The organism is Pedobacter sp. CFBP9032, from assembly GCF_034045265.1.
Classification (GTDB): Bacteria; Bacteroidota; Bacteroidia; order Sphingobacteriales; family Sphingobacteriaceae; genus Pedobacter.
Genome location: NZ_JAXCWE010000006.1, coordinates 196,433 through 219,150 on the forward strand (window position 1 = coordinate 196,433; position 22,718 = coordinate 219,150).

Consider the following 22,718-nt stretch of genomic DNA (forward strand, 5'->3'; position numbering starts at 1 on the left):
CTTAACCCTATTTCTGTCTGAAGAAAATTTGAATCGGCGAACCAGAAAAATCAAAATTCTCTCTCAATTTATTCTCAATGAAACGTTTGTATGGATCTTTGATATATTGAGGTAAGTTACAGAAGAATGCAAACATTGGTGATGTTCCATTGATTTGTGTAATGTACTTAATTTTAATGTGTTTACCTTTTAAAGCCGGTGGTGGGAATTTCTCAATCAATGGCAACATTATATCATTTAATTTTGATGTAGGAATTTTCTTACCACGATTTTTTGCAACTTCAAGCGCCACTTCAATGGCCTTGAAAATACGTTGTTTATTTAATACAGATGTAAATACGATAGGCACATCAGTGAAAGGGCGAATCCGCTCATGAATGTGCTCTTCGAACGCTTTCATTGTTTGTGTATTTTTCTCAATCAAATCCCATTTATTCACCAGGATTACAATACCTTTTTTGTTTTTCTCCGCTAAGTGGAAAATATTAATATCCTGACTTTCGATACCTTCCTGAGCATCAATCATTAAGACGACCACATCTGCCTCTTCTAAAGCTTTAATGGTACGCATTACCGAATAAAATTCAAGATTTTCTTTAACCTTGGTTTTTTTACGTAACCCTGCAGTATCGATCAACATAAATTCATGACCAAACTGGTTGTAATGAATTTTAATAGAATCGCGTGTCGTTCCGGCGTTAGCCGTTACAATATTTCTTTCTTTACCAATCAATGCATTTACCAAAGATGATTTACCCACATTCGGGCGACCAGCAATGGTAATTTTCGGCAATTCGTTTTCTTCCTCCGGAATATCTTCGAAATGTTTTACCACTTCATCCAATAACTCACCTGTACCAGAACCAGTCATGGAAGAAAGCGGGAAAATCTCGCCTAAACCAAAGCCATAAAAGGTACTGATTTCACTATATAAAGCCGTGTTATCTACTTTGTTAGCACAAACAAAAACCGGTTTATTACTGCGGCGAAGTACTTGTGCAATGTCATCATCCAAATCGGTGATACCTGTTGTTACATCCACCATAAAAACCAAAACACTGGCTTCTTCAATGGCAATCATTACTTGCTCGCGGATAGCAGCTTCATAAACATCTTCAGAGTTGGCTACGTAACCACCGGTATCAATTACGGTAAATTGGCGATCTGTCCATTCTCCTACACCATAATGCCTGTCGCGGGTAACGCCACTTACATCATCTACAATTGCTTTACGACTTTCAGTTAATCTATTAAAAAGGGTACTTTTGCCTACGTTTGGCCTGCCTACGATGGCGATAATATTACTCATGGGTATTCTAATTGATAGTTAATGGCTTATAGTTAATGGTCGTGGTGCCTAAGCAAGCTGCTTAAACGATTAGGCCTATCAGCCATTGACTATCAACTACTAACCGATTTATTTCGGGCTGCAAAGGTACAGTTAATTATCGTAACCAAAGCTTTTTAAGTAGTTCTTTTTACTTCGCCAATCTGGAATTACTTTTACAAACAGTTCCAGAAACACTTTGGTATCTAAAAATTTCTCAATTTCGATCCGTGCTTCAGTACCTACTTTTTTAAGCATGCTACCACCAGTACCAATCAAAATGTTTTTTTGCGAATCGCGTTCTACCACAATTTCAGCACTGATTCTAACCATCTGGCCCTTGCCATTTTTAAGTTCTTCGTGTTTGAAGCTTTTTACAATCACCTCTGTACTATATGGAATTTCCTTCTGATAATTCAGGAAGATTTTTTCGCGAACAATCTCAGAAACGAAGAAACGCTCTGAACGATCCGTTAAATCTTCTTTATCATAATACGGTGGATGCTCAGGCAACATTTCCAAAACACGATCCAACAATCCATCAACATTGTGCTTATGTAAAGCCGAGATGGCATAAATGGAGACTGGATTCAATTTCTCTTGCCAGTAGGCTATTTTCTCATCAACCTGATCTTGCGAGGCTTTATCTATTTTGTTGATCAGTACAATTGTTGGAATATCTCTGTTAAAGATTTTATCCAAAACATCGTCTTCATCATGCGTTTCATTGATATCAGTTACAAATAAAAGTACATCAGCATCAGTTAAAGATCCATTAACGAAGCTCATCATACTCTCCTGCAAACTGTATTTTGGCTTGATTATACCTGGGGTATCAGAAAAAACAATCTGATATTCTTCCTCATTCACGATTCCTAAAATGCGGTGCCTTGTGGTTTGCGCTTTAGGAGTAATAATGCTAAGTCGCTCGCCTACAAGCACATTCATGAGGGTGGATTTACCTACATTTGGTTTACCTATTATACTTACAAAACCTGCTTTATGCGCCATTAAAATATTTTTTAAAAAAAATTTGCAGCACAAAGAAACGAATTATATCTTTGCATTCCAATTCGGAAACAGAGTTAAGGATTTAATTCAAACAAAAAACGAGTTGTATAGAGTGCGGGGTGGAGCAGTTGGTAGCTCGTCGGGCTCATAACCCGAAGGTCGCACGTTCGAGTCGTGTCCCCGCTACCAAAAGGTAGTCTGAAGTCGTCAGTACCGAGTCTAAAGTCTAATTGACTCCAGACTTAGCACTAAAGACTCAGGACTTATTTTAATGGCCCGTTCGTCTAGGGGTGAGGACGCCAGATTTTCATTCTGGAAACAGGGGTTCGATTCCCCTACGGGCTACAAGAATCAATATCAAATGATGTCAAAACCCTGCAAATGAAACATTTGCAGGGTTTTTTTATTGATTTCAACAACCTAAAATATGTATCAAATCACAATAAAAAAGTGTGTAATTTGGTACGTATCTGAAATGGAAAACACTACCCAACGCATTCTCAATAACAAACTGAACACCAGCATGTTCAGTAATTAAACATCTTGATATGAAAAAGCTGCTGCCTTACTTTTGTTTCACTCTAAGTAAGTAACTATGAAAGGTAATTTCCATCTGCTTTTTTATCTAAGAAAGCAAAGTCTACAAAGGAGGCCCAAGGGCCATTTATCTGCGCATTACTGTAGGTGGTAAACGCTCTGACATATCTATAGGCCGCAAATGTTGACCCGATAAATGGAATAGTTCAGTTGGACGAGCCATTGGCACAAAGGAAGATGCCAGAACGCTCAACAGCTTTCTGGATATCCTGCAAAGCAAGATGAGAATGGCTCATCAGGCTTTACTCGACACAGGTCAAGAGATGCTTGCCATTTTTTGCAACTATTTTAATGTAACTTGTAGAGGTAAACATTAATAATAAATACCAAAATTATCTACAGCTATCTGGATCTGCGATTAAAATTTCAGGAAGTCCTTATAGCCATTTTATGGAGTTATTAATTATCATAAAAGGCCTTTCATCAGAAATTGATTCTTTGGAAGATAGAAGATACAATCCATTAGAAGGAATTGACCTGAAGATCAGACAATTATTGGCAGCCATGATAGAACCAAGTGCCTGCCAGCTATTTTTCCAATAATATAACGTGTATTTTGCGCCATTTTTTGGCAAAGAACAGCTCTTCCCATTAGCTATTTTAGTTAGTTTATCATAATCCCAGCCTTTATTCACCTCTTGCAACTGGTCGTTCTCAATAGATTGAGTTCTATTAATAGTTAGCTTCATTAACTTTTTATCATTAGGTCGCAAGACAGTAGATCGCCCAGAGACATCCAGGTATATAGGATCACCCATTGAATTCTGTTCCCCTTTATTATAGGAAAAGGTACTATATAATAGATCTCTACCCATATCCTTAAATACATATTGATTATTTTTAATCTTAGTAGCCATTATCGGCACCCAACCCCCACTATTATAATTAGATATTAATAAAAGTTTAGGATAAGGGCTATGCGTACGAACGATAATATCTTTAACAGGAACATAGTTTTTAGTTATATCAATAATGCGACTTTCCCTTAGTTCAGGAGGTAAAGTGCTCGAACCATATTCATATGCTAGCGACTTTTTTTGAACCGAAAATGTATATCTATAAACTTTTCCTGGCTTTTTATAAGTTGAAATCCGGGTTGATTGATTAGAAACTAAATTCAGAGGACTATAAGAGCCAATAATACTCTCTGCTCCTAAAAAGGGATTTACTTTTTTGCTTTTTGTGACTAGTGAATTCCACGTATGGCCTCCATTGATATTACCCCAAACTGGAGCATAATCAATAGCTACAGGCAGTCCAATTCCTCTTAAGGAATAAGCAGCCAGATAAGCCATCCCGATACAACTTGATTTTTTATTGGAACATAGATCATAATAACTCAGTTTTTCATCATCGAAATTTGTTGAACCAAACTTAAACCAAGTCATTAATTCTTTATTAATATCGTTGCAAGTATTTATTAATGATTGTTCATCCTTGATAAGTCCAACTTGATATTTCTTATCGTATTTTGCTATAGATGCTGCTCTCCAATTCTCAATTTTGGAAGAATTGATACGATAAGGTAAGACATATTCGTTAAAATCTTGGATTGTTATTATTTTCTTATTTATTAGAGGTCTGGAAAATCTAACTGCATGATTGATATTATTAATAAAATAATCTTTGTCTATTGAGGTAGCGTCATCAACATTCTCTCCGGTTTGCGATGAATGCTCTAGCCCTTGCATATTGGAGATTAAAAATCGGTAAGAGTTGAGTTTTAGAGAATCCTCCTTATAGCTTGAAGGAGGGCTTACTAAATCCCCTTTAAACGCTTTTGTATTGTAACTCTTCCAAAAAGAAAATATAACTATAAAAAGCAAACCACATAACATGTATTTCTTCATATAAGTTAGATTAGAAATTCCTCATTATACTTAAATTTTAATTATATAATAACCATCCAACAGGACGACCTCTCTGAATTAAGAAAATATGAATAAATGTTGAAAACTTTGTTGATCAATAAATTATAGCGAACAATTTCAATAACTATATCAGTTTATTTCATCTTTTCCAAACTTTCTAGGATAATATGAAATTCCAAATAGAAAATACTGTTGTAACACGTTTTGCCTACCTAAAGTAATTGTTCCTCCACTATTCATATTAATTACTGAAGTGTTTTGGTGCAATATATCCAAAGCGGAAAACTTCATTTCTAGATTATTCCCCCTTAATAGCCTATATGTGGTACTTGCATTCCAAATGTTATAATTAATTGCCTTTAATCCAGTCGACATACTTGTTGATAACGAGATATTACTATTAAAAGCTAGCTTCTTTGTTATGTTATAGCTCGCGCTAAAGGAACTAGATAGAATGCTATTTTTGAAATGATCATTTAGCTCGGAGGATTGCTTTACAAATATATTAATAATGTTCTCCTCAGCTTCAATTGCTAGGTTTGATTGATAAGTGAAATTAAACCTTATCGTATTTTTAAAGTAGTTAGTGGCCAAGTCCTGGACAATATTATTAACAATGTTGGGCACCTGGCTATATGTGTAATTAGTATTGTAACTTAATTGAACCTCGCTATTTTTAAATTTTATTGCTTTATTTAATGCGCCTGTTAATGTCAAGAGACTATTGTTGTTTTTATTGATTTTGTAAACTGTACGCACATTTTGTTTATCCAGTAATATACTGTCAATTATATTGTTTCTAGTTTTACTGAACTTTATGATAAAATTATAATCAAAATTGTTCTTCTTCTCATTACTACGGTTAAAACCTAAAGCTAAGGCTTGGATTTTTTCTTCCCTTAAATTTAAATTTATAGTGGGCAGAAAATATACATTTGCACTATCGGTAAGTGGTGCCAACTGTTCAATGCTTGGAATCACTGTGCTTGTTTCATAGCCTATCGTTATGTTACTTTTATATTCTCCGTATTGACTATTTGAAAAACTGATCCCAGCGGCCGGTAAAAAATTATTGTAAATCCTATTAATACTTTGAAAGGTTTTCTCTGATCTATTATTCTGATAATAAAACTGTGATCTCAGATTAAAATATAGTGACCAATTTTTATCAAACCTGTTACTCAAATTTCTGAAAATATTTTTCTGAAACTTAAAGATAGGTTCATAAATAACGGAGTTATATTCTGTCTTATTGGTCAAATACGTATTAGGTATTAATTGATTTATGGTCTTACCTTGATCGAAAACCTTAGTATCACTATTTTTAGTATTTATTTCCAAATCGTTGATAACGTCTACGTCAAAAAAATTAAAGTTGTTCACCCCAAAAATTAATGTGGTAATATTTGACAAGTTGAAATTAATTTTTTGATTGTTTTTTTTTGAAGTAGTATAGTATAAACGGTTATATATTTGATTTTTTTTTGGATCAACGTTAGACTCAAAATTTGTTAAATTTTCATCATTACTATTATCATTATCTAGCTTAAAAAAGTAAGAAACACTCAGCCCGGAAAATCTGCTTTTTCCAATTATAGATCTTGGACCGTAACTTAAGTCAAGTTTAAGTCCGTAAGATTTATTTATGCTCTCGTTCCTATTCAGATTGTAACTCTGACTAACAACCTGCTGATTCTCATCTGAAGAAATACTTTGACTATTATTATTGGATTTATTATTCATGATGTCCATATTTTGGGAGATATTGAATGCAAATCTATCCTTGGAAAAATTGAATCCCGAATTATAATGTTGGTTTGTATAGATTTGATCACCCGAGTTTATATTTTGTTCGACAATATTCCCACTACCTGATATTGCTGTCGTAGTTTGCTTATCACTCTCTTGTTTGATTCTATTATTGTTAAGAAAAAATTCACTAAAAAGCATACTGGTATTATCCCTTTGGGCCACCTTATCACTAAAATCGTAGCGAAATGCATAACCAGCAGAATTTGGTTGATTTTGCCCAGCAGTTCTAAAATCAGGCATATAATCCACCTGAACGCCTACTCCTTTGAAAGTACTATTCCGCTGTAGCGTATTTATGTCGTTTGCAATTTTATTTATATTATTGCTAGCGCCAACAAGAGATAGCTGTAATTTAGGTGAAAAAATATTTAGATTTAAATCAGTTTCATAACTATTTCTCGTGCCATATCCACCACCTATTTTGCCGAAATAACCAAAATCTTTTCCTTTTTTTAATTTCAAGTTCATGTTCAGAATTGTATCCAATAAATTCCGGGGATCTTTAACAGTATTATATATTTGGATTTTATCAAGTGCATTTTTCGGTATATTTTCAATTGCAATTTTAGCGCCACCTCCCATAAACTGCTTGCCATTTACTAGCAAACTTTTAATTTCACGACCATTAAGAGTAATTTTTCCATCACCCCACATCGTAATATTGGGGATTTTTTTCATCAAGTCCTGAACTACTGCGTTCGTATCTAATTTAAAAGCTGCCGAGTTGAATTCCAATGTATCACCATTCATTTGCATCGGAGGTATTGTAACATTCACATCTTCTAGTTGTGTTGTTGCCAAGCTGGCATAAATGATTTTGAAGTCAATCAGTTTTGTGGAAGTATTTATTTTAAATTTTCTGGCGATTTGATTATATCCTATATTACTTATTATCATTTTTAAATCTTCAGAAAGCGGTAGGTTTTTAACAGCAAATTCACCTAAATTATTACTTACCTGATAAGTAAGTAATTTATCATTAGATCCTTTATAAATTGATATAGTGGCTGAATTGAGTGTCCGATTGTATAGACTATCACGAACAATTCCCTTAATGCTACCTGTTTTATCAAAATTTTTCTCTTGGGCACAGGTATGAGAACTGAAGTACAAGAACAAAATAGCTAAAATTATAAATAACTTCATTTAGCTGGCTTTCTTAGGCTTCAATTGAATGATAACTGGGTTATCTTTTTTGCTTCCTTTCGAGAAAAAGAGATCCATCAATAAAGGGTATTTATTTTTCTTACCTTTCTCTTGCTCATAGAAATTGAACATCTCAAGTGCAGATAATGAAGCATACAAATACTTTCCATCATATTTTTTAAAATCATTCTCCCATCGCCCTATTATCGGTAGGTGATAAGATAAAGAATCAGGATCTAACCTATTCAGGGAAATTAAGTAATCTTTTTTGAGATCATATACAAAAGAACCATTTTTCCTAACTTGAGCACCAAGCGATCCACACTTAAAATATAGGAAATCTCCAACTTGATAAGTATGGCCAATGCCGAAAATCTTATCAACATTTAAAAAGAAATAATCCATTTTTTTTCCAAGATAAATAGGGTTTATATTGAAATCAAGAGGTATGGCGTTAGTACTAGGAAAAACAATGCTATATGCAGTTGAAATACCCTTACTGGTAATTTGATATACATTGTAATCGTAAAATTTTACAGCATGTAATACACATGGATTATCCGTACGGATAAAATCCGGCCCTCCCACAGCAAAATAACCCGTCCTATTATATTTGCTTGTATCTTGCTCAAAATAACTAGAGATCACTTTTTCATTATTCATTAAAGAATACTTATAACTTAAATTGTTATTTAATCCTTTATTTTTTAAATAAGTCACCACTTTAACTGAATCATTAAAATCATATGACTCGTCGTAACTTAGTTTGTTATCAGTTGGCTTGATAATTTCTATCAGCTTACCACTCAAATCGTAATTATACAAATTATCCTTTATCTTTATCTGTATAATATGACCATTAATGTTTTTAATTAAATTAAACCCATAAAATTCAGTATTAGCATCGTTGTTTTTATTCTCATTTATTTTTGAGCCACTTATTTTTGATTTGAATTTTCCCTGTTTATCAAAAATTAATATAGATTTTGTATCTCGGTCAAAAATAATGTAATTGTTTTCGGTAACTTCTAGTTTAGTAATGTCCCCAAACAAACTCTCATTTGTAGTTTCCAAGGGAATAAAGTTTATTTCGGAGAAAACCTGAGACATAGCTCCACCATTTCCTAGATTCGGATCAATTCTAATGGTCCTAGCATGATTATTTTCCTGTGCATTTAAAATTGTAAAGCTGAAAATTAATAAGATTAAGTTCAGTGATAAGATACGTTTCATGTTCGATTTGGTTGATAAGATTGGAAAAAACTATTAATCAAAAAGGTTTTTGTATTAATTATCAGTGAGCAATTGCTGATGTAAAAAAGAAATTTCTTTCTTAATCGCCACAACCTCACTGGATGGTATTTTAATTGGCATTTCTAATGTAAATTCTGCCAGTTTTTTTGCTTTGTTGGCAGCCGATATTTTAATATACAGCTTTATTAATTCAAGCCTATAACTAAATCTGGAAGGCGTATAATTGACAAGCCACTCAAAGTTTTTGATAGCGTTATTAAATTTTTTTTGCTCCAAATATAAGTAAGCTAGGTGTTCAATAGTCTGATTCGAGATAAAAGTGCCTTTTGACTTCTCCAGACAACTGATTGCTGTAGTAAGAGGGTATCCATTTTCATAAAGGTAGTTTCCGTATTCAGCTAAAAACTTCCCATCATTGTTTAGGATTGCATATATTTTATTATTATCTGGATTGAATTTATCTTCCGACGAATTTAGGCCATTTTTAATTTCCCACCATTTATTTATCGCATCATACTTTTCATAATTATAAGCGAAGGTGGCGAATGAAGATAAGCAAATAAGCAATTTTATTACTTTAGTTTGTGCACCTTTTATAATAATGATATTAGGCGGTTTGGTAATTTTCAACCAGATAGCCATAAATAATGATATTAATAGTAATACGACATTAATATGAATTGTGTAATAAGTAAGAGAGGAGAACAATATAATCATAAGTGTATATTTAATCATTTCGCATAATGCACTTTCGATAAGTGGCTTTCTGCTAAAAAAATGAAATAAACATAACACTAAAATAAAGAATCCGATAAAACCTATTGTCAAGAATAGTTGTAGAAATTCATTGAAAATAACATAACTATCACCCGCGTTCAAAAAGTATCCGACATCACTATTAACGGAATTCTTAAAGAAATCAGCCTGCCAGTTGGGGTAATTTTGAGTAAACTTTCCTAGACCGACACCCAGCCAAAAATTTTCAGGCAAGTGTGAAATAGATACTTCTAACATTAATAATCTTCCAGTGGATGATGCACTCTTAAGAAAAAATAAATATTTAAATAAATAAGCTGAGCCTAAGCATAAAATAGTAATAAAGAAAGTTCTAACGTAAATGTGTTCTTTTTTAAGATAATTAAATAAGTAAGGCACACAAAACACAACAACAAGTGTAATAATAGAAGTTCTCGATTTAAGATTAATAATAATAGTTAAGGCAATGAGTACAAATAGAAAAAACAACGTTCTAAAATATATATTACTAAGTTTCCTTTTCATCACATAATATGTCAGTGGAATAAACAAACTTATATAAATTGAAAATACGCCCGTATTATGCAAACTTCCAACTAATTTGAATGAATTGTTGATTAGGTAACTGTAGCAAACAAATAGAAATTCCGTAACATATGAGGCAAAAACAATATACATTATCAACTTCAATATTTCTAGCCTAATGCTTTTTAGAAGAAAAAACTGAATAGTAACCGAAACTATTACACTAGCATATTCATTACCATTCCTTAGCAGATATATCTGAAATAATAAGATGATTAATAGAATTAGATCATAATAATTCAACTTGTACTCTCTATCTAAAATAGCCAACAACGAATTAAGAAAAACACTAGTAATTGTAATTAATGAAATAAAATAATAACCGTGTTCATAAATTTCAAAATTGAAAGCGAAGGGAGATTTGATCAATGAATAACCGAATATAGATAAAAATGATATTGTTACTATACATTCTTTGGCAAAATTCAGGATTATAGCTTTATTAAAATGTTGGTAATTATCTGCCACGTGAATTTACTTTCAAATTTATATTTTAGAGCTTTTAAAAAATAGTAATGCGGATATAATCATGAATACTATATTGAAATATATATGTTGTGTCCATGATAATAATTCAATTAAGCCACCACAACTACATGGCAAATACGGGCTAAATTTCATCATCATTAAGATATAACCTGTAAATAAGAACAGAGAAAAGAAAGAGAGAAAATAACCTATTTTACTTGTCAGTTCAAAGAATAGAAATATAGGGATTATTATCTCCAAAACAATCACGGCTATTGCAATAGCTTTTGTATTAATATTTAAAAAAAAAGGTGATTTGTCCAACGTATTCACAAACAAATCGAAATCTAACGATTTTGTAATCGCAGAGTAAAGGAATAGTATGAAAACAGCGAAATGAAGGATATTAATTAATCTTCTAAAATTTTTATAATGAGAACTCATAGCTCAAAGTTTTATTAGGGTATTGCAGTATTAATTTATTATCTCGAACAAAAAAGTCTTGAACGCGATTATTGTTACTTTTTTTCACATAGATCGTCCCCTTGTACTTATAACTGTTTTTAATATCGTAAACATCAATAGTTTCGCTATTTAAAGAATTGCTTTCCGCATCATTATCAGCCTTCACATAAGAATTAATAAATAAATAAGTGCTTGTGGCTCTAACAAGTTGGTTCACTGGCCTTGGCTGGTTAACAAATTTAGTAATTGTGTTATTTTTAATATTTACGGTTCTTGGTAATACCGTAATTGTATCAATCGTTTTATAAGTACTTAAGGTTTTAAAACTTGAATCTATTTTTGAAATATTGTTGTTATAATAGTTGATATATATTAGGTCAGAGTTTGCAATTATTAAATTTCCATCCTGCCTCATTGGATCGATCACTAGACCACTATTCCTAGCGTTGACTAATTCACCATTGGCATCAAATTGAGCCAAAATTAAACCTGCTTTGCTTGTAGTGTCAATTTGAGAAATAGCATAAAATGAGTTCTTTGATGCTCTAAGAGCCTTATAGTAGAAGTTTTTGAAATTATAAGATTTGCCTATTTTTCTTTTTGTAACATCAAACTCAAAAACGGTACCGTTGCATTTAATATCTACAACATTCTTTTCAAAAGGATTGATTGATAGATTATTGATACCTCTTTGTTTAATAAATCCTGGCAGGCTTACCTCACTCTGTAAATTATCTTCAGTAAGTAAAATCAGACTTCCTGTTTCAAATTCTTTAATGATTATTTTATCATCCAACATTCCAACTACATTGTAGTTACCCTCACTCAGATCGTATTCATTCTTGATTTTAAAATTTACTGATAGGTTATTTCGTTTAAATCCTCCATTTTTTAGGAAAGCACCTCTTGCATTATTAGAAGAAAAATTGTGGTAAAGATAAACTAACAATAATAGTGAGCAGATTGTAGCAGCTAGAAAGGCAATTGTAGATTTTTTCATTTTTAATATTTATAAATGGAAGCCCCGAGAATCCTCAGGGCTTATTTTAAAGTTGGACATACGTATATGTTCCCATAACTGGAATATGTTTATCTAAATAGTAATACATTAGACATACATTTTGCCAAGGTGCTTTACAGGGGCCGCTGCCCCCAGCCTCAGTATCAACCTTCACAGCAGTAAATGTTAAAGTCAGAACAAAAGCGGCTAATAGTCCTAGTTTCTTTTTCATAATAATTTGTTGATAAGATTAATATTTAATTTAAAAGTGTTTTATACCTAGAAAATTCGTTATGCGATTTCAGATCCAAAAAGATTAAATTTTTAACGAGGTATTGCTTCAATCAATAGTGATAATGGGATAATTTGGTTCCCAATTTTGCACCTCTTACAAATTCGTTGTATATGGCATCCCAGTTTTTTTTTCTATCACTTCTCCTTTGATATTTTTTACTTGGTAGCAAATATTGGTAGCATGATCTTGGCATCTCCTATAACCCGGACCTCCAGTTTCAGTGTCAGCTTTTACTCCAAAGGCCCCAAGGATTAAAAATAGGGAAGCTAGTAGTTGAATTGTTCTTTTCATAATTGTACTTAAGATTATTTATGTTTAGTGTAATATCACACTCTCCTAAGGTCTCTATTTAAGTATATTTTACGAAATCAAATCCGGCATATTATTTGTCAAATTTGACACGTCAGCCTACTTTTTCCAAGCGTACGTGACGAGACAAACAATTATATAAGTTATAACTTCTATTATGGTGTTAAATCTGATCACGACTACTTTTATGAAATCTCTAAAGATTTTGTTATTAATTATTTACTTAATTTCCGTAAGAATTATTGACCATGTCGAGTATGAATGCTCAATATTTTAGAATTTTCCCAGTTCTCAATAGTATTATAAAGCTAATGTGGGGATTTAAAGCTTTCATTAAAGAATGTGAATAGCTTTTTGCGCTGTGTTAAGATATGAGCATAAAGTTGCACTAAACCAATCATATATGGCTTATACCAAATTAAAATATGTTATCTTCAAGACTGAGAAGTACCTTCATACAAGTAAAGACCTTTAGAGGTCATTTTGGCTTCTTGCAAGCATTTTCTTCAATGGTTCGTCGATCTTGCTCTTTTAGCTGTCTAGCTGTCCTGTTTTGAACGTTTCTCCAATTATTTTAGAGCTGGCTATTAACTAAGTGACCGATAATTTATTAGTCAATTTCCTATTTTAATCAGGAATAAGATAAGTTTATTATCCCTAAATTGTAAAGTGTTTAATAGGGGAAATTTCTCTAGAATAGGAGATTCCTAGTACCTTCCTTGATTAGTTTTTAATTCAATAATTCTTTGCTTTAGCGTTTCAATATGCTGCTCATATTCCTTAATAGTTCTCTCCGTTGAGCATCTTAGATTTGGTAAAATTAAATTTATATCCTCCTCTAGAAAATAAGAGGTTTTTACTCCAAAAATAGTTGCAATTTTATGAAAAACAGCTATTGTAGGTGTACTTTCATCACGTTCATACCTGCGATATGTAGTTTCAGATATGCTAAGTTTAAGAGCCATATCTAACGGCTCCATTTTTTTTGCAATACGTACTGTTCGTAGTTTATGCCCTATATTCATTGCGAGTGCTTAAGTTAGATTTTTTTACGAGCGCAACCTTCTTTCATTTACTTTCCACCATAAATGATGAGAGAAGTCTTTACATTTTATTACAACATACTAAGTTATCTACGAAAATTGACTCTTTTATTATACCCTGTGACAACTAATAAATATAATGATGCAATAGTAGCAATATTTTTACAATTACCGAAATATTTAGATTATCTATTCAACATTCGAGATTTTTAGTAAAAACAATAAAGTAGCAGGCATTGTATGCTGAAAAAAAATTAATTTTGCTAATAAGTAGCCCTACTTAGGCAAAGTCTTAAAGCCCTGTAATAACTTTATCTATTATTGAAGGTATTTTGAAAAACAATTATTATTTTATTATAAATTGATATTTATTATAAAAGGCAAAATCACTATGATGCAGATTACACTGCAGGTAAAAATTATTTAACATTGACCCGAAAGATTTAGCAAACCAATTAAATGAGGAGAGTGCAACAATTTTTAGTTTTCAATCATAGAGGCATTAATATATTTAAATTCAATCAAATATTGGAAATACTTAATTTATTCGGGTAAAATTTAGGCACAAATCCAAATGGAGTTGTTCATATCAATACCGCTGGAAAAATACCTGTAGTACTTAGCTACCAAAATCTTAATAAGATGGAAATGACAATTAAAATAAGGCTATCATTGCAAAGAGCCTTAATAGGAACTTTAAGCAAAAATGTTAGGGGTATTTGTTGTGATTGGGATGATAATTATCAGTGGTTTAAAATAATTTTTTACACTGATAAAGAGCCTAATATATAAGATATCGATCTACAGTCAATTATACTGACTTAATTTGAATGTGATATTGATGACTTTAGCAATATTCAGAATGAATGCATCTACGATGACAAAACTGCGTACTCGAAATTAAATAAGCTAAGACTAATAATAATGTGGAGGGATGAATAAGCTATTATTAGATCTTGTAACTATTTCATCTAAAAACACCTGAAAAAACTAAATAAACGTGGTATTTAAATCTTCAGTAAAATTTCACCTTGTATCCCCAATTTAAGGCACAGAAAAGTATCCAATATAGGAAGGACCATTTGTTTTATACTAACTATCCTGAGCAGTATATTTATGATACTTCGGAAGACCTGGTTTAGTGCCTGATTTACCCACACCTCTAATTTGGGATGCGGGTAAACAGGGCTTATAATCAACATAACTAACCAAAAATTATATCGAACTGTGAAGTATTAAAAACGGAAAAAAGACAGTTAATCACTATTTTTATTTAGACTAATCACAAACAAAGAAACAACGAGAAGGTTGTTATTCCAAATATTTTAAGTTAAAAATTGTAAAAAGTTCGTAGCTAATATCCAATCATCTCATTATCAATCATAAAACAAAGTACTATCATCCTTTAAAAAAAGGTAAACTGACGTTTAATAAACGATGCTCAAAAATATTTTATTTTTTTTCTCAATAAGCTTTGCAAATACGAAAACAATTTCTACTTTTGCACTCCTTCAAACGAAGAAAATTTGAAGGTATAGAGTGCGGGGTGGAGCAGTTGGTAGCTCGTCGGGCTCATAACCCGAAGGTCGCACGTTCGAGTCGTGTCCCCGCTACCAAAAGGTAGTCTGAAGTCGTCAGTACCAAGTCTAAAGTCTAATTGACTCCAGACTTAGAACTAAAGACTCAGGACTTATTTTAATGGCCCGTTCGTCTAGGGGTGAGGACGCCAGATTTTCATTCTGGAAACAGGGGTTCGATTCCCCTACGGGCTACACTTATCACCATCAAAACATTCAAAAGGCTGCAAATCTATGATTTGCAGCCTTTTGAATTTACGCACAAGTCAAAAAGCGCACGGATTTTCATAATATTAATGGCAGTCATCTTTGCCTCTAAACGCATGATACCATGTGCACATTCTGCCTTGAGCACTTTCAGTTTCGACGAGTGGCTGAGCCTCTCCCGGCCCGAAATAGACTTAATAATTATTTTCTTATAGTGGCAAATAATTACATTTTTAAGTTTAATTTTATCTAGAAAAACAGACTAGCCCTATCCTGCTAATCTCATTAACTAAATAATTACCAAACGCTCCATCTAAAACGCAAACTCATGAGCTCCGTATTCAGAACATCCTATGCACCGGATCTAATACCCGTAACTGAAGATAAATTAAAAGAAATCCTTGCACAACGAAAATGGCAAACCGTTGATATTAGAATCTCCCACGAAGATCTCATAAATAACATCCGTTTTTTAAATGATGCTGTTGTTTTAAGAGAGAGCCGCGAAGGTGTTCCTCTAATGACAACCACAGGAATTTATGGCCCAATTAAGAGAGGAGATAAAGTGATATTAACGCCAAATGAAGGCACTGGCGTAAAGATCATCATGACAGATTTGCCCGAAATAACTTTGATTGAGCAATTGGAAGCCTTGGCTGAAAATCACAAATACATCAAGGAAGGTAATGCCGTTTTGGTCCATTCCAATTGGGTAAGCAGTGAAAATGGCGGAAAGCTGCCTAATCTTGATCCCTCATCAAATGTATTTGGTGCTACTGGTTCCTTATACGTGAATGAAAATGCTGTCATTTTCCCTGTGCTTGATATTACCCATCCCGATTATGAGGAAACACTTGCATTTTATGGGGCAAAATTGCTCAAACCGGAAGAACCTTTTTACCTGGGCTTTGAAGATACTTTGTTCGGCATGGAATACAACACTTCTTTACCTGACTACATCCGCAACTATGCCCTATCGCCTATTGGTGGCGGTGGTATGTTTGTTGAACACCATCCTTTCCCACATATTTTTCTACCAAAACCAACCACAAATGGAAAGGTTTTTTGTGAAGCAAAGGTTACACTGGGGCGTAAGGTAGAAGCTACAGATAAGAGTAATCCCCAAATTAGATTTACTACTTTTAGGATCCCTTCAGATGGATCGGCACTAGCCATTAAGCCATCTACCATCCATAATGACAGTTTTACCAATGGAAAATTAGCTGTTTTTGTGGCCAATACGCCTGCAGATACGGTAGCCTTCAGGCAAACTGCCCCATTTACCAATATTGTGGTAAAGGATCATGATGCTAAAGTAGAGATACCTTAGAACCTTTAATTTAGCGGATGGTGGTTTGCGCTAATGTTAAAAACTAAAATGACTATGGTAATAACATTCGTTCCTAAAAAATAAAATTTCGCTTTCTGCTTAATAGAACTAAGCTTAAATAATGAAACGATAAACCTAAATTCGATAATAATTGATTTTAACACCCCTGTCTGCTACCTTTTTTACGCCCTTTCCCTTTACAACGGAAAGGTGCCGATAGCCGCAGATAGAGATTAACTAATAGCGATAACCTGTTCAAATAATATGGTTAAGGCATATCATTAATCGAACGCTCAGGTTATAGAATTAATTTAATTATTCTCCCTATATTTAAGGTAGTATTAAATCGCTTTGTCAAAAATTGATTTCTTTACTCTGCCTCCAGTCCACCTCTAGTCCGTGTCAAGTCCATCATCTCGCTATACTTACCTTATACATCACTTAAATCTGCCTGTAGATCTAAACGATAACTGCCCGATATCTTCTATCAAGTGATAAGGTAACCACGAAGAACCTTCCAATTTATTTTGGGCACATCCTGATCAAACCATCTCTTATCATTGGTTCCGCCCATAACGGAAAAACCAAAGAAAAATTTCCATTTTTGGATCTTCTACCAAAGCATTCTAACCTGCTCGATGATTAAAATGCCTACAATTGATTAAGTTTTTACAATTCGATTTGATTGATTGTTTTTTAGAGAAGAAACTGTATACTGCCAATCCAGCCAAAATATTAAATAAAAAACTAATGAATGGGCGATGTCTTGAATGTTTAATCTGACATATGTTTTTAAGTTCATCGTTTACGGTTTCTATGACAGACCTTTTTCTAAGCGCAACCTTCTCATTCATACTGATTAAGCTGTTTTTCATTTTGTTACATATGCCCGTTACCAAATTTACGCCATCAGTGAAGTATCTCAAACAGCTTTTTGGATATATATCCTTTGTCTCCAAACAGCTTACAGATTTTTTTTAAGAACCCTTCTCTTTTCAAGGCTTTTCTATCGTAAATATTTCCGTTATAGGATATAGTTTCGGGAAAATCATCTGGCATATGCTGCTGTACGTAGAAAATATAGTAATGCTTAAAACATTTAAAACCGCTGATCGGAAACAAAAGCAAAATGCAAATCACTTCTCTATTGAACATCGTAGGTCGACGTCGAGAAGGCTTCCCTGGAATGAAGTTATAGTGTTTTTATCAATAATTATCGAACTCCTCAGGTTATAAACCATCAACTAATAATCATCGTAGACGATAATCAACAATCATCGGTGTCTTACCAGTAGTTTCGTTCGTATAAAGCTGTACATCACTTCCAGCTAAAACCGCTAAATTTTTTACTTCGTAACCAAATATTTCATAGAGTTGTTTAAGCTTCAGTTCAATGTATTGTGCTTTGACCATATTCGATAAATCAGTAATCAACAAAAACTTTAATATGGTATGCCCTTCATGTGGCATAATTTGGATTTGAAACCTTTCCACATCTGCTAAAACGATGTTAAAATCATCCAGCTCATAATTGCACTCATTAAACATAAACGAGCGGCTTTCCCTTCCCTTTAATTCAAGGTAAGGTATTCCATCAATTTCAACCCATTTACCAATATCACCCGTATTATACCTGAAAATAGGAAAGCGCTTTCGGAACAAATTACTCACCAGCAGGCTCCCATAGCCGTCCGTATCTGGCATATGTACTTCAACCACCAAACCATCAATCACCCTGAATAAAGAAGGAGATCGGCTATAGTCGCACCAGGCCCAGATTCCTGTTTCTGCCGATCCATACAGCGAATTGATTTGCCGGGTTCCGAAAATCTTCTCAAAAACATCAATATGCGATGCTGGCAAAAACTCACCTCCAAACAAAAGGTTTTCTATAGATAAACTAAGTTGATTTTTCTTAAGATATAATGCAAAGAGAAATAACTTGGAAGGCGTACCCAATAATAAATTAGGTTTAAAATTTTGAGCCATATGATAGGCATCTTCATAAGGTAAGCTGGCGCTGGCCACCAAAGTGGTTGCACTACATCTTTCCAGGAGGTCATCCATAATTGCAGCGGTGCGATACATATCCATGTACCCAAACATGTTCAGCGCAATGGTTTTCGGTGTAAATACTCCAGCCTGTTTTAACGCGGCAGCCAATACGGCTCGTTGCTCCAGGTTTTCGGCAATATCAACAGGAAAAACCAGTGGCTTTTGGGTAGATCCGCCAGAACGCACTAAATAAACACCACTTCTCTCCCGATGCAAATCAAAGTGATCATTTAACTGACTGATTAATTCTTTTTTACCCATCAGCGGGGCATTTTGATAATCGTCATGATCCTGGTAGTAGGATTTGAAAAGTTCCGACTGCCGGACAATCTGATAATACTGTTGAAGAAAGTTATCAATCATGATCTAACATTCATTTTAAGGAGCAGATAGCCAAGGTATAGTGTCAAAAAACGGCGATGATGCCACATGAAGTGTATTTTCTGATGGTTAGAAGTCAAATTTTGTAAAGCATGTTTGTACCAGCGTTCACCAATCATCCCCATCAATAAACGATCATGCTTATCTGTACTATTGATATACCTTGAAATAACGGGTGGCAGCTCAATCTGCATAAAATGGGAATAGTGTTTTCTAGATAAGCTGCCTGGCACTTCATTCACATACAGGTAACCACCCTTTTGCAATGCGATCTTGCCTGGCCCACTGTTCAGGATCCCTTTTAGTACCCGGTACCAGAAATCAATTCCTTCGTTTAGCTGTGCTTCAGCGATGTACTGGTGGGCAGCAATCCATTTTCTTTTCGTGATCACATTACTCCCCACGCCCATAATGAAGTGTGGCGAGCTTACAGCCCTTAAAGGATCTTTAATCCGGTAAAGATCAGTAGCAATCGGTTCCAGGTATTTTCTTAAGGATTCCAGATTTGGGTATATTTCTCTGCAGGGCATAAAAGTGACATCAAGCACCATAAAATCAAGTTGATGCTTGTTGAATGCTTCTGCAGCAATTTCAAGCAAGCTCGGGTGATATTCATCATCTGCATCAAGAAAGCTAATCAGCTCACAACTGCTGGCAGCGAAACCAATATTACGTGCATTGCCCGGGCCTTTATTTTCACTCAGTTCAATCACTTGTATCCTGCAATGTCCAAATTCAGCTGCATGATTACGCAAAAATTCATGAGTAATGAAAAGGCTGTGATCCGTACTGGCATCATCAACAATAATCAACTCCTCCGGCATTTTGTGCTGACGAAGGAGTGAATGAAGCGTTTGAGCAATATAACTTGCTTTATTAAATAATGGGATGATAACGGTATGCGTCATGTTACGAATCAGCCATCACGGCCGGGAAGATTACTCCCCTACCCTGGTGAACATTAACCACATGCTCTGCCGAGCCCCGGAACAAGCCTGGGCCAAAAGATTGATCATTATAACACAATAACATGCCTACCAGGTTGATTAGCGAATCCTCAGAACCATTGCCATGCTTAAACCAGCGTTGCGGTACATATTCCTGTACCATATATTCCGGCCATTGTTTGGCAATAATATCAGTCCACAGAGAAGCTTCGCAATCACTTTTTACATACATATCAATCCCGCGGCCACCACTATTGCGTTTTAACACCCAGTTTAATGGCGAGTAACTTACCTCTGCTCGTTTTTCTAAAGTATTTAAGGCATAAGTAGGAATCAGAAAAGATCGTAAAAAAAGGTATTCCTCTTCAGAAAGATAATTCCTCATGATTTCCTCATTGTACAAAACAGCCAGTATGCGTTTGTCATGAACCAGAATCAGGGTACGAATATCATTAAAATAATTACCCCGGCTGATGATCAGTTTCAATACTTCAGGATCAAATTTACGCAGTTCTTCCCGATCCATTTCCAGAATAAACTGGCTCACAGGCTTACCATTTAACATGACTTCACCATTCTGATGAGTGAATTGAGCCGGACTTGCAGAAACATAATCCAGACCACGCTTACCAAATTCATTTAATAAGTAAAATACCTCGGTGCCTTTTTCTTTTTCATGTACCAGCACAATGGGCTCCCTACTATTAAAGCGATTGAAAATAGTTTCAATAAAATCTTGTTGAGCAGGAACAGCTTCCAGTGATGGTAAACCTATTGTTTCATTCTCCTTAGTAATCACATTCAGGTAATAGCTGATCATCCATCCGTTGATGGGGTACCTGGCCCCTATTTCACAAATTTTGATTCCGCCATCTTCCGACTGCAAAAAATCAGGTCGATACATGCCCACCTCATAAGGTTGTGCTTGTGCCATGCCTAATATGCGGTTTAAATCTTCATCGAAGTTATAAATGGAACGGATTCTTTCATCTGCGAAATAGGCATTTACAACACTGGTTAATGCTTTGTTTAATACCCTGCATAACTTTTCCATTCTGGCTATTTCCTTCCGCTCCACCACAACAGGTACCGGCGAAAAAGAATCTGCGCCGTTGCAGGGGATTTCGCCCAGATATTTCATCAGCAATTCATTCAGCGCATCCTTACTACAGATGGGATGCTCTTCTATCAGTTCACCAGTCATTATTATTGGAATTCTTCAGCCATAACCGGATCTAAACCAGCACTAATAATTTCCATTACCGATGCTTTTTTACTTAAATAATCGGCAACAATTTCGCCAAGATCATAATCAGCCAAATTAACATTCATGGCCTTTACATAGTGATTAATGGCATTAACGGCATAAAAGAAATGGTTTTTTTCTGTTGGACCGCAATGTACTGTGATCCATGCCAAAGTATGTTTCAAGGTATCTTTATCAAAACCATAGTCATCTTCCAGCCAGCGTGTAAACTTAGGCAGGATAAACTCCACTTCGCCATGTGTATAAATTTCATGCACCAATGTGGTTAAAAGACCAATTAACAGATCTTTGTTGCGCAATGAATTTTGGTCTTTCCAATATTTAAAAGCCCGGGCGCTTGGATCAAGGTATTGTCTTAACAACCAACCATCATCGCCACAAGTATTGGTGGCCATGGTATAAAAAAGATCAGAATGCAATACTCTCCCCACAACAGCCAAATCTTCATCAACGATTCTGTTCAGGTTTGCTACCGATCTGAACAATTGTGCTTCATCCGGCACAAATGTATTTTTATGGATCAGCATCGTCATGCGATTACTTAACCCGGCAACAGTAACTGCACTATTGTTGGTTTGGCTCCAGCTATGAAAAAAAGGCTTAAGCTGATCTCTGTCATGAGGGATTGCGGTTAGCTTGGTAAAACTTTTTTCTACTGTAGCAAAGTGTTCTGCCTGTTGCGGAAAGTACGTTAAAAGTTGGTGCTTTAATGGCGATTCTTCCATTCCTTCGAGCACCGGAAGGATAATTGATAGTAAATTTTTCACAATTGATTGAGTTAAATTAGAAATTAAAAAAGAATAGATAACTATATAATTAGAGGATCTTATTTTATCTAAAAGGCAATAAATCTAAAAAACGAAAAGCAGCTTATTATTGAAGTATGAAGCTATTGCTCGTCATGATTAAACGGCCATGATCAATAGCTGAAATCAAAACTTAAATAACTAAGAAAATAGCAATTTAAGTTGCGTTGATGTAAAAGTGAAGTGTAAATACTACGGAAGTTGATGAG

At 34.3% G+C, this 22,718-nt stretch carries 15 protein-coding genes, 4 tRNA genes and 2 pseudogenes; 6 read left to right on the forward strand and 15 right to left on the reverse strand.

All coding sequences use genetic code 11. From position 1 onward, the window contains the following. Nucleotides 1-7 precede the first annotated feature (7 nt). Nucleotides 8-1,309 (reverse strand): ribosome biogenesis GTPase Der, encoded by a 1,302-nt coding sequence (der, locus tag SOM16_RS13380; RefSeq protein WP_320464504.1) that lies wholly within the window; start codon nt 1,307-1,309, stop codon nt 8-10. Nucleotides 1,310-1,441: 132 nt separating this feature from the next. Further along, nucleotides 1,442-2,338: a GTPase Era gene (gene era / locus SOM16_RS13385; protein WP_320464505.1), complete on the reverse strand. Its 897-nt coding sequence runs from the start codon at nt 2,336-2,338 to the stop codon at nt 1,442-1,444. 113 nt (nt 2,339-2,451) lie between these two features. Between era and SOM16_RS13390 the strand changes: the two genes are divergently transcribed. From SOM16_RS13390 to SOM16_RS23230, 3 genes and pseudogenes are all read left to right on the forward strand, one after another. Then, nucleotides 2,452-2,527 (forward strand) — tRNA-Met (locus tag SOM16_RS13390). An 84-nt stretch (nt 2,528-2,611) separates the two neighbouring features. Beyond that, nucleotides 2,612-2,683 (forward strand) — tRNA-Glu (locus SOM16_RS13395). Nucleotides 2,684-2,982: 299 nt separating this feature from the next. After that, nucleotides 2,983-3,063, forward strand: a pseudogene (locus tag SOM16_RS23230) (hypothetical protein); the annotation flags it as partial. 249 nt (nt 3,064-3,312) lie between these two features. Here the strand turns inward: SOM16_RS23230 and SOM16_RS13400 are convergent. From SOM16_RS13400 to SOM16_RS13430, 8 genes are all read right to left on the reverse strand, one after another. After that, a complete protein-coding gene (locus SOM16_RS13400; protein ID WP_320464506.1) occupies nt 3,313-4,785 on the reverse strand; it encodes a hypothetical protein in 1,473 nt (490 codons plus the stop codon). A gap of 150 nt (nt 4,786-4,935) precedes the next feature. Then, the gene (locus SOM16_RS13405; protein WP_320464507.1) at nt 4,936-7,764 is read right to left on the reverse strand and encodes a hypothetical protein; all 2,829 of its coding nucleotides are present in this window, start codon (nt 7,762-7,764) and stop codon (nt 4,936-4,938) included. Then, nucleotides 7,765-8,997, reverse strand: a complete 1,233-nt coding sequence (locus SOM16_RS13410; protein WP_320464508.1) for a 6-bladed beta-propeller — start codon at nt 8,995-8,997, stop codon at nt 7,765-7,767. A gap of 54 nt (nt 8,998-9,051) precedes the next feature. Further along, the gene (locus tag SOM16_RS13415) at nt 9,052-10,299 is read right to left on the reverse strand and encodes an O-antigen ligase family protein (protein ID WP_320464509.1); all 1,248 of its coding nucleotides are present in this window, start codon (nt 10,297-10,299) and stop codon (nt 9,052-9,054) included. 546 nt (nt 10,300-10,845) lie between these two features. Continuing rightward, entirely contained in the window at nt 10,846-11,271 is a 426-nt protein-coding gene (locus SOM16_RS23235; RefSeq protein ID WP_414692259.1) for a MauE/DoxX family redox-associated membrane protein, read from the reverse strand. After that, entirely contained in the window at nt 11,255-12,292 is a 1,038-nt protein-coding gene (locus SOM16_RS13420) for a hypothetical protein (protein WP_320464510.1), read from the reverse strand. Before SOM16_RS13420 ends, SOM16_RS23235 begins: the two co-directional genes overlap by 17 nt. A gap of 46 nt (nt 12,293-12,338) precedes the next feature. Then, nucleotides 12,339-12,524 carry a hypothetical protein gene (locus tag SOM16_RS13425; protein ID WP_320464511.1) on the reverse strand — a complete coding sequence of 62 codons (186 nt, stop codon included), beginning with the start codon at nt 12,522-12,524 and terminating at the stop codon, nt 12,339-12,341. Between the two features lie 1,079 nt (nt 12,525-13,603). Then, complete coding sequence (locus SOM16_RS13430) at nt 13,604-13,921, reverse strand: helix-turn-helix transcriptional regulator (protein WP_320464512.1); 318 nt, start codon at nt 13,919-13,921, stop codon at nt 13,604-13,606. A gap of 1,558 nt (nt 13,922-15,479) precedes the next feature. Between SOM16_RS13430 and SOM16_RS13435 the strand changes: the two genes are divergently transcribed. From SOM16_RS13435 to SOM16_RS13445, 3 genes are all read left to right on the forward strand, one after another. Beyond that, nucleotides 15,480-15,555 (forward strand) — tRNA-Met (locus SOM16_RS13435). A gap of 84 nt (nt 15,556-15,639) precedes the next feature. After that, nucleotides 15,640-15,711, forward strand: a tRNA-Glu gene (locus SOM16_RS13440). A 340-nt stretch (nt 15,712-16,051) separates the two neighbouring features. Further along, a complete protein-coding gene (locus tag SOM16_RS13445; RefSeq protein ID WP_320464513.1) occupies nt 16,052-17,053 on the forward strand; it encodes a hypothetical protein in 1,002 nt (333 codons plus the stop codon). Nucleotides 17,054-17,679: 626 nt separating this feature from the next. Here the strand turns inward: SOM16_RS13445 and SOM16_RS23240 are convergent. The 5 genes and pseudogenes from SOM16_RS23240 to SOM16_RS13465 all read right to left on the reverse strand — a co-directional run. Continuing rightward, nucleotides 17,680-18,247: pseudogene (locus tag SOM16_RS23240) on the reverse strand (transposase); the annotation flags it as partial. 57 nt (nt 18,248-18,304) lie between these two features. After that, on the reverse strand, nt 18,305-19,471 hold the full coding sequence (locus tag SOM16_RS13450) for a hypothetical protein (RefSeq protein WP_320464514.1): 1,167 nt from the start codon (nt 19,469-19,471) through the stop codon (nt 18,305-18,307). Next, a complete protein-coding gene (locus SOM16_RS13455; protein ID WP_320464515.1) occupies nt 19,468-20,397 on the reverse strand; it encodes a glycosyltransferase family 2 protein in 930 nt (309 codons plus the stop codon). Before SOM16_RS13455 ends, SOM16_RS13450 begins: the two co-directional genes overlap by 4 nt. A gap of 1 nt (nt 20,398) precedes the next feature. Further along, nucleotides 20,399-21,640 carry a hypothetical protein gene (locus tag SOM16_RS13460; RefSeq protein WP_320464516.1) on the reverse strand — a complete coding sequence of 414 codons (1,242 nt, stop codon included), beginning with the start codon at nt 21,638-21,640 and terminating at the stop codon, nt 20,399-20,401. A gap of 2 nt (nt 21,641-21,642) precedes the next feature. Further along, nucleotides 21,643-22,470 (reverse strand): hypothetical protein, encoded by an 828-nt coding sequence (locus SOM16_RS13465; RefSeq protein WP_320464517.1) that lies wholly within the window; start codon nt 22,468-22,470, stop codon nt 21,643-21,645. Nucleotides 22,471-22,718 lie beyond the last annotated feature (248 nt).

What these genes read in the sequence shown, in the direction of transcription:
- der (WP_320464504.1), bottom strand. Translation starts at nt 1,309, where the DNA reads ATGAGTAATATTATCGCCATCGTAGGCAGGCCAAACGTAGGCAAAAGT.
- era (WP_320464505.1), bottom strand. Translation starts at nt 2,338, where the DNA reads ATGGCGCATAAAGCAGGTTTTGTAAGTATAATAGGTAAACCAAATGTA.
- SOM16_RS13400 (WP_320464506.1), bottom strand. Translation starts at nt 4,785, where the DNA reads ATGAAGAAATACATGTTATGTGGTTTGCTTTTTATAGTTATATTTTCT.
- SOM16_RS13405 (WP_320464507.1), bottom strand. Translation starts at nt 7,764, where the DNA reads ATGAAGTTATTTATAATTTTAGCTATTTTGTTCTTGTACTTCAGTTCT.
- SOM16_RS13410 (WP_320464508.1), bottom strand. Translation starts at nt 8,997, where the DNA reads ATGAAACGTATCTTATCACTGAACTTAATCTTATTAATTTTCAGCTTT.
- SOM16_RS13415 (WP_320464509.1), bottom strand. Translation starts at nt 10,299, where the DNA reads ATGAAAAGGAAACTTAGTAATATATATTTTAGAACGTTGTTTTTTCTA.
- SOM16_RS23235 (WP_414692259.1), bottom strand. Translation starts at nt 11,271, where the DNA reads ATGAGTTCTCATTATAAAAATTTTAGAAGATTAATTAATATCCTTCAT.
- SOM16_RS13420 (WP_320464510.1), bottom strand. Translation starts at nt 12,292, where the DNA reads ATGAAAAAATCTACAATTGCCTTTCTAGCTGCTACAATCTGCTCACTA.
- SOM16_RS13425 (WP_320464511.1), bottom strand. Translation starts at nt 12,524, where the DNA reads ATGAAAAAGAAACTAGGACTATTAGCCGCTTTTGTTCTGACTTTAACA.
- SOM16_RS13430 (WP_320464512.1), bottom strand. Translation starts at nt 13,921, where the DNA reads ATGAATATAGGGCATAAACTACGAACAGTACGTATTGCAAAAAAAATG.
- SOM16_RS13445 (WP_320464513.1), top strand. Translation starts at nt 16,052, where the DNA reads ATGAGCTCCGTATTCAGAACATCCTATGCACCGGATCTAATACCCGTA.
- SOM16_RS13450 (WP_320464514.1), bottom strand. Translation starts at nt 19,471, where the DNA reads ATGATTGATAACTTTCTTCAACAGTATTATCAGATTGTCCGGCAGTCG.
- SOM16_RS13455 (WP_320464515.1), bottom strand. Translation starts at nt 20,397, where the DNA reads ATGACGCATACCGTTATCATCCCATTATTTAATAAAGCAAGTTATATT.
- SOM16_RS13460 (WP_320464516.1), bottom strand. Translation starts at nt 21,640, where the DNA reads ATGACTGGTGAACTGATAGAAGAGCATCCCATCTGTAGTAAGGATGCG.